The 14,119-nt window shown below is 33.6% G+C and carries 11 protein-coding genes; 8 read left to right on the top strand and 3 right to left on the bottom strand.

Annotated elements, in window-relative coordinates; translation table 11 throughout:
• Window positions 1–5 precede the first annotated feature (5 nt).
• From C1Y58_RS00850 to C1Y58_RS00835, 4 genes are all read left to right on the top strand, one after another.
• Window positions 6–1,592 (top strand): response regulator transcription factor, encoded by a 1,587-nt coding sequence (locus C1Y58_RS00850; RefSeq protein ID WP_170311475.1) that lies wholly within the window; start codon window positions 6–8, stop codon window positions 1,590–1,592.
• Between the two features lie 200 nt (window positions 1,593–1,792).
• Complete coding sequence (locus C1Y58_RS00845) at window positions 1,793–2,743, top strand: ABC transporter permease (protein ID WP_105614097.1); 951 nt, start codon at window positions 1,793–1,795, stop codon at window positions 2,741–2,743.
• Between the two features lie 29 nt (window positions 2,744–2,772).
• Window positions 2,773–3,663: a carbohydrate ABC transporter permease gene (locus tag C1Y58_RS00840; protein ID WP_105614096.1), complete on the top strand. Its 891-nt coding sequence runs from the start codon at window positions 2,773–2,775 to the stop codon at window positions 3,661–3,663.
• Window positions 3,664–3,731: 68 nt separating this feature from the next.
• The gene (locus C1Y58_RS00835; RefSeq protein ID WP_105614095.1) at window positions 3,732–5,453 is read left to right on the top strand and encodes an extracellular solute-binding protein; all 1,722 of its coding nucleotides are present in this window, start codon (window positions 3,732–3,734) and stop codon (window positions 5,451–5,453) included.
• Between the two features lie 168 nt (window positions 5,454–5,621).
• Here the strand turns inward: C1Y58_RS00835 and C1Y58_RS00830 are convergent, their stop codons facing one another.
• Together C1Y58_RS00830 and C1Y58_RS00825 are read right to left on the bottom strand one after the other, a co-directional pair.
• Entirely contained in the window at window positions 5,622–6,383 is a 762-nt protein-coding gene (locus C1Y58_RS00830) for a DeoR/GlpR family DNA-binding transcription regulator (protein WP_105614094.1), read from the bottom strand.
• Between the two features lie 83 nt (window positions 6,384–6,466).
• Entirely contained in the window at window positions 6,467–7,693 is a 1,227-nt protein-coding gene (locus tag C1Y58_RS00825) for an MFS transporter (RefSeq protein WP_105614093.1), read from the bottom strand.
• Window positions 7,694–7,837: 144 nt separating this feature from the next.
• On the opposite strand from C1Y58_RS00825, the gene C1Y58_RS00820 reads away from it, so the two are divergent.
• From C1Y58_RS00820 to C1Y58_RS00805, 4 genes are all read left to right on the top strand, one after another.
• Window positions 7,838–8,644: an alkaline phosphatase family protein gene (locus C1Y58_RS00820; RefSeq protein WP_105614092.1), complete on the top strand. Its 807-nt coding sequence runs from the start codon at window positions 7,838–7,840 to the stop codon at window positions 8,642–8,644.
• A 492-nt stretch (window positions 8,645–9,136) separates the two neighbouring features.
• Window positions 9,137–10,393 (top strand): Vps62-related protein, encoded by a 1,257-nt coding sequence (locus C1Y58_RS00815; protein ID WP_157949883.1) that lies wholly within the window; start codon window positions 9,137–9,139, stop codon window positions 10,391–10,393.
• Between the two features lie 440 nt (window positions 10,394–10,833).
• The gene (locus C1Y58_RS00810) at window positions 10,834–11,373 is read left to right on the top strand and encodes an HAD family hydrolase (protein ID WP_105614090.1); all 540 of its coding nucleotides are present in this window, start codon (window positions 10,834–10,836) and stop codon (window positions 11,371–11,373) included.
• Window positions 11,374–11,423: 50 nt separating this feature from the next.
• Window positions 11,424–12,281: an AraC family transcriptional regulator gene (locus C1Y58_RS00805; protein WP_105614089.1), complete on the top strand. Its 858-nt coding sequence runs from the start codon at window positions 11,424–11,426 to the stop codon at window positions 12,279–12,281.
• An 88-nt stretch (window positions 12,282–12,369) separates the two neighbouring features.
• Here C1Y58_RS00805 and C1Y58_RS00800 read toward each other — a convergent pair whose 3' ends face one another.
• Window positions 12,370–14,040, bottom strand: coding sequence for an extracellular solute-binding protein (locus C1Y58_RS00800; RefSeq protein ID WP_105614088.1), 1,671 nt, complete (start codon window positions 14,038–14,040; stop codon window positions 12,370–12,372).
• Window positions 14,041–14,119: the final 79 nt, after the last annotated feature.

The following is a 14,119-nucleotide window of genomic DNA, read 5'->3' as shown; positions in this document are numbered from 1 at the left end:
AAATAATGTATGCAGTTTTAGTCGTTGAGGATGAGGTGTGGATACGTAGAGGAATTGTGCGTAAATTGGAAAAAAGTGATTTTCCTTTCACACATATTTATAATGCAAAAGATGGGCTAGAGGCTTTGAAGATAATGAAAGATAACCCAGTAGATATAGTTATAACAGATATTTGCATGCCTGATATGACTGGTTTGGAATTAATCAAAAGGATACGAGAGGAAAACAAAGATACAGAATTTATGATTATTAGTGGTTATTCCGAATTCAAATATGCAGAGGAAGCCATTAATATGGGAGTAAAGAGTTATCTTTTAAAACCTACGAAAGAAGACGAATTAAAAGAAGCATTACTGAAAATTAATGAAGCTCTAATAGAAAAGAAAAAATACAATAGGCTTACAAAAGAGAATGCATGCATGAAGATTCGTCATGACCAGCTATTGATTGAAAAGGAAATCAACTTCTTGCTAAAGTCAAACCATCAGCAAAAGAGCTTTCAGTTATTAAAAGATTCAGAACCTGCTTTATTTCAACATGATAACTATCAACTCCTGATATTGAATGCAAGTGGTAGCTCTATAATGAGTTCCGGTGATGATATAAAAGAAGATATAACTTCTAAAATAATAGAGTGGTTACATGGCATAAAGAACTTAGGAAATTATTATATCATAAAAAACAATGATCTGATCAATCAGTTATTTATATTCATTTATGGTCATCAAAATGAGGTAGAAGCCACATGCCAGCAACTTTGTAAAGAATGTCTATATAATTTAGCGAAGACCTTTAATGTGTATATAACTATTGGTAAAAGCGCTGTTTTGAATCATTTGGATGGGGAGTTGTATCTCTCAGCCAAAAAAGCTATAGACTTAAGATTAATTCATGGTCTCAATCGTATATATGACCCTGAATCAATGACTAAACATGATGATTTCCAATTCCCGAAGACAGAGTTAAAGCTACTTAGTAAGCTGATTCAACTAAGAGACTCTAAAAATATTGAAATTCTATTGGCAGATATTTTTTCCCGTGAAAGGTATATGAAATCTGGAATCAATTATCTCTACTTTGTATATTCAGAAGTGGTTAATGTGATTTATGAAGCTTTATATGCCATGAATAAGATGATGGATATCCATCATAGAAGATCCTATGACTTATTTAGCCTGAATATGATTGATCATATCAATAAGATTGAGGAGATTGCTACATGTTTCTTTCATGTTATTGAAGAGAGGATTAAGTCCAATCATGATACTGCAATGACATGCAAAGAATTGGTTGACCAAGCTGTTAAATACATTGATTTACATTATGCTGAGAGAATTAGCCTAAAAAACCTTGCATTACAGTTTGGTATCAATGCAGACTATTTCTCTTCCATTTTTAAAAAAGAATTAGGTCAATCCTTTACAAAATACCTTACAAAGCAAAGGTTGACTCATGCCTGTAGAATGTTGAAGGAAACGAATACAACAGTTGAAGAGATTGCTAGAAGTGTAGGGTATAGTGATATTCAATACTTCTATAGGGTTTTTAAAAAAGAATATAGCTATACGCCTATTGAATACAGGTGCAGTTAACCAGCTTTACACTATATTCAATGGTGATTTTCTAGACAGCGAAAGCTGTCTTTATATCTTCAAAGATTTATCCAAATAGTGTCAAAGATTTCTCCATTAATTTGTGAAATATAAATGGTTATAATTGGTATATCAACAAATGTTATTGTCTTTATTACTAATTATCAAAGCATTTTAACAGGGGTTTTAGGAGGGAAAGCATGAAGATTAGATCATCAACAAGTACAAGAAATAAAGTATTAAGTAACAAGAAGACATGGAAGAGAATGTACGATTATCGCGTTTTATATCTTTTTTTACTACCAGCAATCATTTTCTTTTTTATTTTTGGTTATATACCTATGTATGGTCTAACGCTTGGGTTCAAAGAATTTAGATTTGATACAGGGATTTTAATGAGTCCTTGGGTAGGGTTAAAATATGTTAAACGATTTTTTTCTTATTTCCAGTTTTGGACATTAATTCGAAACTCCTTCTTTATAAGCTTCATTAAGATGTTTTTTGGATTTCCTGCGCCAATCATACTTGCGTTACTACTCAATGAGGTTCGTTCAACTAAGTTTAAACGGACTTTTCAGACCGTATCTTATCTACCTTACTTTGTATCATGGGTAGTGGTTGCAACCATGTTTTCAAAATTTTTATCGCCTAATCAGGGACTTTTTAATGATATAAGAATGGCATTAGGGAAAGAGCCTATATTTTTCTTAGGGCAGGTGAAATACTTTTATATTGTTATTGTCACTTCGGATATATGGAAAAATATTGGATTTAGCTCCATTATCTATTTAGCTGCTCTTAGTAGTATAAGTCCTAATTTATATGAAGCTGCATCCATTGATGGTGCTGGTAAGTGGAAACAAGTCCTGCACATCACCCTGCCGGGTATTATGCCAACGGTTGGTATCTTATTTATATTAAGCATGGGGAGCTTATTAAAGGCTGGGTATGAACAGATTATTTTGTTTCAACAACCACCAACAATACCTGTCTCCGAGGTATTAGAAACGTATTCGGTGAAAGTAGGTTTGCAGCAAGGCCAATACAGTTATGCCACTGTTGTTGGATTATTTCAATCTGTGGTATCACTGATCATCATTGTCACGACCAATACCATAGCAAGAAAGGTATCAGATACATCATTATGGTAGAGAAGTTACTATGAAAGGGGGATTACGAGATGGTACTTAAAGAATCAATAGGAGAAAAAATATTCAAAGTTTGTAATTATACATTTTTAACGTTCCTTGGGTTTTCAACCTTTTACCCTTTTTTCTATATCCTAATTTTATCATTTAATGATGGTTATGATGCTTTAAAAGGTGGGCTGTACTTTTGGCCAAGAGTTTTTACACTACAAAATTATATCAAAGCTTTTGAAGATCCATTAATTCTCAATGCTTTTGGTATTTCACTTTTTAGAACCGTTGTTGGAACATTTTTAGCAGTATTATTAACGGCTTTAGCTGGTTACGCATTAGCTCGAAAAGATTTACCTGGAAGAGGAATCATTACATTTTTCTTTTTCTTTACAACAATTTTTAGTGGAGGATTAATACCATTTTTTATTCTACTTAGAAGTTTACATTTAACAAGAAGTGTGTGGATTTATGTTTTACCTTATCTTTATTCATTCTTTAATATAGTTATTATGCGAACATATTTTCAAACGATTCCAGATGAAATGAGGGAATCAGCTGTTATTGATGGCTGTGGGGAGCTAGGCATATTTCTTAAAATATATCTACCACTCTCCGGTCCTATGCTTGCAACAATCACATTATTCTATGGTGTAGGTCATTGGAACGATTGGTTTGTAGGGGCTTTCTTCGTTTCAGATAAAAGTCTAAAACCTGCAGCTACTTTATTGCAGAAAATTCTCAGTGAGACTAACTTTGAACAGGCTACGGATACCAATCGAATGAACTTTAATATTAATCGTGCAAAAACAACTCCAGAAGCATTAAGGATGGCATTTCTTATGATCATTACTTTTCCAATCATTTGCGTGTATCCGTTCTTACAGAAATACTTTGTTAAAGGTGTCATGATTGGATCAGTAAAAGGGTGACCAAGTTTATATACCTTAGTACACTTTTGGAAAGGGTTATAATAAATAATATGGGAGGTTTGTGATTTATGAAAAAGGTTATGCAAAAGCTATTTTGTCTTATGATGGTAGTAGTTATGTCCATGACAATGTTTGTAGGTTGCGATAAGGGGGAAGAACCTACACAAACGACGACTGGTGACCAACAATCTGATAACAGTAAAAACACGAATTCTGAATCAGGCGAGCAAGAGCCCATCGTTGTTAAGATGTTCTCATGTTGGAATGGTTCAAGCGGAAATGCACCCAGAGATCACTTTGATAATGTGGTAGCCAATAAGATTTATGAAGAAACAGGGGTTATCTTTGACATCGAATACGCCACATCTTCAGAATCTGAGAATTTAAATATGATGTTTTCATCAGGCGATGTTCCATATGATGTAGTAACAGCTCCATACTGGGGTGGTAATGGCGGCGAGACTGGTATTATTAAACGAGCAGCTAGTCAAGGGATGTTGATGAGTCTTGAAGGATTACTTGATGAGTTTGGTCCTAATATTAAACGCTTTGAAGAAGGAGCTGCTAAGGATTATCTTGAGAATGATGTTTATGCACCTGAATACAATGGTCATACTTATGTTATTCCTTACCAATTACCTGCAACTCCTGAAGATAGCAAAAACTGGGGTTATACTGTGTATGTACGTAAAGATATTATGGAAGCATTAGGATGGAAGCGAGAAGATTTCAATCACTCTGAGAAGATATATGAGTTTTTAAAAGAAGTTAAAGCAGGGGATTTTAAAGATATCAATGGAAATCCTGTTATTCCAGCTGGAAACTGGCATAACGGATGGGATTACAGTTTATTTACACGTTCTTATCATACAGGCAATATGAGTAGTTTATGGATAGACCCAGATACCAATAAAGCAATTGTTGATAGACGAAGTCCATTGATCATGGAAGAAGTCCTATTCATGAGAAAGTTAGTAGCAGAAGGGTTATTTGATCCTGAAGCATTTAGACAAAACGATACTGTTGCTAAAGAAAAGCATGCTGTCGGTAAATATGCAGTGCACGGTGTTCATTATTTTCATCAAAGAGATTTTTATAAGCAAACATTGTATGTTGACCATCCTGAGATGGAATATGTTCCAGTAGGTCCAATTCCCAACTCTCAAGGCATCGCAGGTGGGGTTTCAGTGAAAGGGCGTGCAGGCTCACCAATATGGTTTATTCCAGCTGATACAGATTCAGCTATTGCAGAAGCTGCTATAAAAGCTATTAACTACTTAAACAGTGAAGAGGGTAGACTTTTAGCCTTCTATGGTATTGAAGGTACGCATTTTGACATGGTAGATGGGCAACCAAGAATGCGTGAAGAATTTGTTGAAATGAACAAAGATGGTTCTCTTAAAGCAGAAACAGGTATTCAAGGTGAATACAGAGAGTTAATTTCACTTTATCCATATATGAGCCAGTGGGGTGAATTTACTCCTGGAGAAGCAGAAGTGCCTGATGCAACCTATGAGCTTATTATTAATGAGATTGTACCTAATACAATAGTGGATGGTTATCGTGCAAGTAACTTCATCAATGACTACGATAAAAAAGAAGAGATTAATGAATTACTCAATGGTGATTTATGGCGCGACTATAGAGAAAGAGCATATTTCTCTGAAACAGATGAAGAAGCTATAAAAATCATTGAAGAGTATCAGCAATATCTTATCGATGGTGGTATTGAAGAATATGAAGCCTTTATCAACGAAAAGGCAGCTGAAAGAGACGACGTTTTATACTAAGAAATAATTTTAGCAACCAAGGTAAATGCCTTGGTTGCTTTATTGTTTATGGATTTTTCTTCAAGGTAATATCAAAGAGAGCAAATGCAGGTCTACAGGGCTTGTCTCTAAAACTAAAATAGACTATAACAAATAAGTAATTGTTATAGTCTATTTTAGTATTCATACTTACTTAACGATTTGTAATCCCGCCCTAGAATATTCGTCATACACAGTATCAGATAGGTCTGGATCTGTGATAATTGAATCTACATCTTCTAATGCACAAACGTTTAATAAAGAAGATGTATTAAATTTACTACTATCTGCTAAAAGATAAGTTTTATTAGAACGTGAGATTAATTTCTTCTGAATGACTATACTACTAAATTCAAAATCTGTAGCACCATTATTCAAAGATATACCGGTTACACTAATAAAAGCTTTATCAATATGGAATAACTCAATGTTCTTTTCAGTTAAAGGTCCTGCCATACAATGATTTTTACTATCGATAATACCTCCTAGAAGTATAACATTTATCTGCGGGTCCTCATATAACATATTAGCTATTAAGAGGGAGTTGGTTATAACGGTTAAATCTTTGAAGTTCCCTTTAATTAGCTTCGCTAAATGGAGAGTAGTTGTACCATTATCCAAAGCAATTGAATTCCCGTTGGTTATGAAAGCAATTGCATTTTTGGCTAGAGCATCTTTTTCTTCATTCTTCATTTCATTTCTAGTACTAAAGGAGGGAATTAGGCTACTGGCCTTATTTAAAACGGCTCCACCGTGCACTCTCTTAATTAATCCCTCTTTTTCTAAATATTCTAGATCGCGTCTTACGGTCTCTGTAGAAACATTAAGTAGCTGGATCAAATAAGAAGATTTAACAGTTTTTTCGTTTGATAAAATCTCTAGTATCTTTCCATATCTCTCTTCCGCTAACATTGTGTTTACATCTCCTTATCATCGTAGTATTGGTAAATATTAGTTTAACATATAACTACATAAAAATCAAAGGAAATAAAGGTTTATGCTTTTAATCGGTCATGAATTAAACTTCTATACAGTGCTAAAATAGCTACGGCTATCATAATTGTCCAGAAGATTAGTATGCCATTCCAACCAATACTGTCAAGGCTAAAACCAGCGATAAGTGAGGATAATCCAGCTGCCATATAGGAATTGAAATCTAAGAAACCTGCGACAGAAGAGGTTTTATTATATTTTGCATAGCTTAATGGAATGACACCAAGTAAAATTGTATTTGCACCATACATCATAGCTGAAGATAAACCTAGGAAAATGATAGCTAGAATTGGACTATATACACCTATCTTAATTAGGCCAATTAAAGTAATAATACCTAATAAGAATAAAACCATTGCAGTTAACTTTTCTTTATTATTAAATCTTTTATTTAATTTAGAAGCTAAAAACATACCAAAAAAATTCATGATAGGAATAAATATAATAAAGGGTACTGCTGATTCTATGTCTAAATGATGTGTATCCATTAACAACTTTGGAGCCCATAGAGAAATCCCATCTTTCACAATACCCTGGGCATAACAGGCTATAACAACAAACCAAAGTTTAGTTTCAGAGATAACTTTTAACAATGATATTTCCGAAGTTTTTTGATCTTGATGATGTACTTCATCAGAAATAGGTGGCATATGTACATCTGTTGGACTATCTGTACTAAAGATTAAAAAAACAATAGAGAATATAAAAATGATGATACCTGGAATCCAAAAAGCCCAATTCCATTCCATAAAAGATAATATAAATCCAATAAAACCCCATGCTAATAAAAAGCCGCCAACCATAGATGTAGATATGCCTATAGCCACATTACCTCTAGATTCAGGGTTAAACCAATGAGATAAGGTTTTCATAATGGGTCCCCATAGCATGGATAAAAAATAACCGTTAATCATCCATAATATTCCCATAACAATATAGTTCGTGGAAAATCCAAATAGTAAGTTTGCAATGGCTGATACAATTAATCCGATGAAGATTAGGCGTTTACTTGAATATTTATCACCAATATAACCATTGATTAATTGTCCAATACCATATGACCAGAAAAATAAGCTTGCAAGTAAGCCTAATTTTCCACTGCTCAACTGTAATGCGCTTTCTATAGACGGTATAGCAATAGATAAGTTCGTTCTTCCTAAATATGCGAATGCATAGGCTAGCCAGCAGAGGATAAAAATTTTAGTCTGCCACTTTTTTAGTTGATTCATAGAGTATTCTCCTTTTTTAATATAATAAAATAATTATACTACTAAATTGTTGCAATATCAAGTGTTTGTGTGGTATTATGTGTGTATGATTAATAAATAGCACATATTAGCATATTTTGATCAATTTGAGGAGAGTGTTAGATTATGATTAAAAGAGTTTTTGTTATTGGCCTAGATGGCGCTGGAAATGCTATAAAAGATGTGGAAACACCTAATATTGACTTAATTATTAAAGAGGGTGCATACACCTACGAAGGTGATACTGCTAGACCACCTATAAGCGGAGAATGTTGGGGTTCGCTTTTTCATGGTGTACCAGCTCATAAGCATCTGTTAAACAACGATGTTGTTAAGAAAAATCCATATCCAGAAGATTCCGTTTATCCTTCCTTTATGAAATTAGTTAGACAAGAATGGGAAGACTGTTCTTTAGCTGCTTTTAGCTGTTGGGGACCTATTAATAGAGGTATTATTGAAGAATCAACTAATTGTTATTGTATATCAAAACCAGATAAAGATTTAATTCATGAGATAATCGATTATATAGGTAAGAATGACCCAAGAGTACTATTTGTACAGTTTGATGATATTGATGATAAGGGGCATACATATGGGTATAGGTCTAAAGAATATAATGATGAAATTAGACTAAAAGATAACTATGTTGGTATGCTTATTGATGCCATTAAAAAAGCAGACATGTTTGAAGATAGTTTAATCATTGTAACTGCTGATCACGGTGGAGGGGGAACGGATATAAAAAGCCATAGTTCTGACCACCCTCTTAATACTAAAATTTTCTGGGGATGTTATGGACCTACTGTTAATAGAGGTTTTAATATTGAAGAAGAGGTTAATATCATGGATACAGCAGCAGTTGTAGCATATGCCTTAGGTTTAGATATTCCTGATGAATGGGATGCCAAAGTACCTGGAGGAATTTTTAGATAATATAAAGGTCATAAATAAAAAATAGATGCTAAGGCATCTATTTTTTTATTTAAAATGATTAGACAAGGGTAGGTATGTAATTAATGTATGAGTGTTTTTGTTTATTTGGCACAAAATAAACTTGAATATAAGTGTTAAATTGTGATATAATGTGTATATTGATGAGTTTTCAGGAAAATACACATATAAATAGCTTAAAAACACTAATAGGTCTACAAAATTAATGGCAGTATTACACAGTCAATAAGGCGGCTTTACTCTATTATATCAATTATGTTGCCTTGTATATACTAATTCACTCCTAATCTCCAATATTCCAGCAATTTTATTTGCCTATGTATACAAAACCAAACAATAACTACGCATCTTGAGTAGTCAGGAGTAAATTCTGAACTGTCACAAAATTTTGACATAATGTATATTTTCTGTTATTAATGTAACGTTCTGGGTGAATGGAAGGATGTAAAAAAATAATCTATTTGGAGGATGAATATGAGTAATTTTAAGCGTAATTTATCTATTGTTTTATGTATGACATTGGTTGCATGTTTTGGTCTATCCACAGGTGCTTGGACAGATGTAGCTGAGGCAAGTACTCTTTCTGTGACAATTTATGAACACTCTAATTATGGTGGAAGCTCTCAGGTCCTTACACCAGGTTCTTACAATGTGGATGATTTATCAATTGGTAACGATGAGTTAACTTCATTAAGGGTTCCAACTGGTCTAAAAGTTACACTTTATGAGCATTCCAATTGGGAAGGGGATAAAAGTATCTATTATATGGATAACTCTAATGTAGGTGATGATTGGAATGATGAAACTAGCAGTATTAAAGTCGAATCTATATCTACTGGAGAAGGTATGCCTCTAGATCAGTATAATACTGATGCCGGTAAATCCCAGTTAATTGATACATATGCACCGCGGATTTGGTTTGCTAGGAATGCAGGTACCAATGAACTGGAATGTTATCGACCTTCCTCAGTTGAATGGGCGTTTCCAAATCTAACACGCTATCGAAACAGCGATGGTAAGTACTGGTTAAAGACTAAAGAGACTCTAGATTCACCATCGACTATACTTGACTTCTTTGCAGGAAATATTGCCTCTGCACCAGTTTACTCCTATATTGTGGAAAAAAATAATAATATGATTGATATTGTTTATTTTGTCTATTACCCATACAACCGTGGTAAAGTCATAGCAGGTACATATTTTGGTAACCACGTAGGTGATTGGGAGCATATCACTGTTCGATTAACTAAAGTTGAAAACAATGGTGTCACATATGTTGTTCCTATCCAAGTGTATCTATCTGCCCATAACTTTGGCGGTGCATATGAATGGGATGATTTATCGAAAGAGCAAACAACTCACCCAGTGGTATATGCAGCTTGGGGTTCACATGGATTCTGGAAAGACTCAGGGAACCATGAATATGCAAATTACGTATTTTTCTCATTGGTAGATGTGTGTAATCAAGGATTGGCTTGGGACACATGGAATAACACAGAGAAGTATTTTTATAATGAAAGTAGGGGAATTGGAACGACTGAATGGCCAGCATGGATGAGTACTGATTACTCTAATTCAGGGACTGGAGATCCAAGTGATCCAGCTAGTGGTCCAATATATCGATGGGGAAATGAGCAAATGGGTTCTAGTTATTTTGGACAATATCGACTTGAAGATGGTCCAACAGGACCACCTGACAAAGGCGTATGGGATCTTAACTCATTTGAATAAGATTTATTAAGAATGTAGTAATAAAGTTATTATCGCTTTACTTATTAAGTAATCATTATAAAACGAGTTGATATATTTTATTCTACATAATTGCTCTTAATTAATCTCAGTAACGTTGCATGAAAACAGATAATATAGAATGTTTATAGTTTCATGGGGTTATCTTAAAATGGTATTATTTATAGCGATTGCATTTTTATTATAATGTAAACATGCTGATACTTGTTATGAAATATTATTTCGAGATAGCCCTAAATAGATGTGTGAAAAAAGACGTCTCCATTTATCGTATATTTCAGAAACTAAAGACATAGATACATGAAGTCATGACATAAATACATGTTTTTTTATTATGAATCATATACAATAATACCTATAAATTAACTTTAATACATAATTTCAGATCCTGCATTATAAAATTAATTTGGAGGCGTTCTAAAATGGAAGCAAAAGAGATAGTTATCTTAATTGACAGTGGTGATACAATAATTGATGAAGGTACAGAAATTAGAGATGAAAATGATATAGTCATTCAAGCAGACTTAATACCTGGAGCTGATGTGATGCTCAAAACCCTTTATGAAAGAGGCTATACACTTGCCTTAGTTGCTGATGGATTAGCTCAGTCATTTGTTAACATGTTTACTCAAAATGGCATTTATGATTATTTTACCACCTTGATTTACTCTGAACCTATAAAAGCAGCTAAGCCAAGTCCAAGAATGTTTAAAGCAGCAGTTGGAGCTTTGGATTTAAGTGAAGTAGATTATGATCGTATTGTTATGGTAGGTAATAATCTCAGTCGCGATATCAAGGGTGCAAATGAGTTAGGTTTAACAAGTATCTTTTTAAATTGGTCACCTCGGTATACCAATGAACCGGCTGATGAAAGTGAAATACCAAACTATGTAATAAATGAACCTATGGAACTCATTGATTTAATCGAGAAACTCAATACAGATTTATTGAAGATTGCATAACAAGATGATTATACAATAATGGTTATAATATAGTTAGTAGGTGTTGAATCGTGCATAGAAATGAGACAGTTTCTATATGTAGTAGAGAATCAATTAATCTTAGTTTAAACCTTTATAATTGCGGATATGAAGAGTATCAGGCTAATCAAAAATGGGGACCAAAAGTTATTGATCATTACTTATTATGTTACATTTTTGAGGGGCAAGGTATTCTTGAGGTGAATCATGTTAAATACCCTATTCGTAAAGGTCAAGGTTTTCTCATTTCGCCCAACACCTTATCTTTATTTAAAGCGGATAGAAAATATACTCTGAAACTATCTTCAGTAGGTTTTTTTGGATACAAAGTAGAAGAGTATTTATTCAGAGCTAATCTTTTTCCAGAGAATCCAATTTTTACTTATGATAAAGATAATTATCTAAAAAAAGAGTTTGAACAATTGAATGAGCTATCCTATAGAGGAAATAATCGATACTGCAAGATGATGTCTAACCTATATGCTATTATGGCACGATTAATTGATATTTCAGATTGTAGTGTAAAAAAGACTAGTAAATCCGAACTTAGCGATTACTATGTTAGGAAGGCATTAGAGTTTATTGATATGAATTACTCAAGAAAGCTTACAATATCCGACATAGCTGATTTTATTGGACTTGACAGAAAGTATTTTCATTATATATTCAGAAAAAAACTTCATTTATCTCCTCAGGAGTATATCATTAATTATAAGATGAATAAATCAGTACACTTAATGAAAAACAAATATTTAACAATATCCGACATTGCACGATCAGTGGGTTATGAAGATCAATTTCACTTTTCGAAGTTGTTTAAAAAGAGTAAAGGTCTTTCCCCTAGTGAATATAGGAAGAGTATTGAAATCCAAAATGAGAATGATTTTTAAGCAAGTGCAGATAATAAAAAGTTAAGTATAATAAAGAGAAAGTACTTGGTAATTATAAGTACTTTCTCTTTTTAGCTACTTTTGTGTACTATTTTTTGATATGATCAATATAGGCTTGCCTTTTACCTTCAGCAACTTCTACAGCGCCATTTAATTCCATTGCCTTAACGCCTTCCTCCCAAACTTGATCAAATTCTTCCGGAGAACACATAACCATTTTGGTTACTTGTGTTTGCCATTCTTTTCTTAGGGTTGGAACATATTTACCGATAGCTTCTACAGCTACTGGTAATGGTGGGTTTCTAAAGAAACCATTTCTTTCTGATGATTCTAATGCGGCCATACTTGTTTCAAATGGTACTGTAGTTTCTAAAGCTCTTGCTTTCCATGATAGTTCTTTCCCTGGTAATCTTTGCATCATAACTGTTTGTCTGCCAAATACAGCAACTCCTGATTCAGGGAAAACAGTAACCCCGTCTCTTGCTTCTAACTCTTCAGATCTAAAGACAGGTACGCCGTCTACCATATCATAAGTTACACCTTCAATACCGTATTGAAGAGCAAACATTTGCTCAGGTTGAATTAACCAATCCAAGTACATAACAGCTTCATCAACCACTTCGCTAGATGCAGGTATAGCCACATAACTTAAAACTGGATTATCAACAGGTTTATCAGTTTTACCAGTATATTTGTTGGTGAAGCAGTCAACCTCTACCCATTCACCATCAGGTACATTTTCTTTCATAAGATCAAATAAGGATTTATCACCTGAATGTCTGTCAACTGGCCATAGAATGTTCCTAGTAAAAGAACCTACTTTTCCAGTAGTAATATCTTCGATTAATATATCATAATCGCCACCATCTAGTGCAAATTCTGGACTAATTAAACCATCGTTATACATTTGATTAAGGAAGCGGATACCTTCTTTGAAACCTGGTTTGAAGTGTTCTGTACCATAACCGCTATAAGCATAGTAGTCTTCCTCTGACATGCTTTCATAATCTATGAAATGGGTAACAATTCTTTCATAAGGTGTTGGATACTTCAAGAAATGTGTTCCAAAAGGTATAACGTCATCACCTAAATTACCAGGGTCTTCATCTTTGAACATCTTTATAGCAGTATACCATTCATCAAAGGTCTCAGGTACATCTAATCCTAACTTATCCAACCAGTCTTTACGCATCCAGTGATTACTAACGCCAAGAATATCTTCAACACCTGGGATAGCATAAAGCCCACCATTCATGGTACCATAAGTAGTAATATGATCTTCACCTAACTGCTTCTTTAAGTTAGAACCGTATTTGTCTACACTTTCTGATAATTCAGCAATACCACCTTGCAATACCATATTGGTTATAAATGATCCACTACCAGAGCTCACATAAAAAATATCAGGTGAAGAATTAGAAGCTAGTTTAATCGTTAATTTTTCAATATAGGTATCACTATGAATTAAGTCCCATTTGACATCGATATTATTTGGATCTCCAAAGTTTTCTTGTACGTAGCGCGTAGTCCAGTTACTATCAAAGTAATCGCCACTACCTGGAATAATCTCTTCATTAACACCAGGATAGTCTCTCATAATCGTTAATACTTTTCTTTTTGCTTCTGTTTGCTTTGTTGAATCAGTTGCTTTAGTATTGTTTGATTGTTTAGTGTCCTCATCTTTGCTACATCCTACAAGTAAATTCATTATAAGTACTAAGATTAATGAAAAACATATTATTAATCTTCTTTTTTTCACAAAATCATCTCCCCATTAATATATACTAACACTTCTTTTGCATAGGAACAACAAAATTTGCCCCCCCTTCTATACAATA

This window comes from Vallitalea okinawensis (assembly GCF_002964605.1).
Taxonomy (GTDB): Bacteria; Bacillota; Clostridia; order Lachnospirales; family PQDH01; genus Vallitalea_A; species Vallitalea_A okinawensis.
Note: the sequence above shows the minus strand (reverse complement) of the source record. Positions and strands in the feature narration are given on the sequence as shown.

Bases quoted from the DNA above. Each gene is read 5' to 3' on its own strand.
- C1Y58_RS00850 (WP_170311475.1), top strand. From the start codon at position 6: ATGTATGCAGTTTTAGTCGTTGAGGATGAGGTGTGGATACGTAGAGGA.
- C1Y58_RS00845 (WP_105614097.1), top strand. From the start codon at position 1,793: ATGAAGATTAGATCATCAACAAGTACAAGAAATAAAGTATTAAGTAAC.
- C1Y58_RS00840 (WP_105614096.1), top strand. From the start codon at position 2,773: ATGGTACTTAAAGAATCAATAGGAGAAAAAATATTCAAAGTTTGTAAT.
- C1Y58_RS00835 (WP_105614095.1), top strand. From the start codon at position 3,732: ATGAAAAAGGTTATGCAAAAGCTATTTTGTCTTATGATGGTAGTAGTT.
- C1Y58_RS00830 (WP_105614094.1), bottom strand. From the start codon at position 6,383: ATGTTAGCGGAAGAGAGATATGGAAAGATACTAGAGATTTTATCAAAC.
- C1Y58_RS00825 (WP_105614093.1), bottom strand. From the start codon at position 7,693: ATGAATCAACTAAAAAAGTGGCAGACTAAAATTTTTATCCTCTGCTGG.
- C1Y58_RS00820 (WP_105614092.1), top strand. From the start codon at position 7,838: ATGATTAAAAGAGTTTTTGTTATTGGCCTAGATGGCGCTGGAAATGCT.
- C1Y58_RS00815 (WP_157949883.1), top strand. From the start codon at position 9,137: ATGAGTAATTTTAAGCGTAATTTATCTATTGTTTTATGTATGACATTG.
- C1Y58_RS00810 (WP_105614090.1), top strand. From the start codon at position 10,834: ATGGAAGCAAAAGAGATAGTTATCTTAATTGACAGTGGTGATACAATA.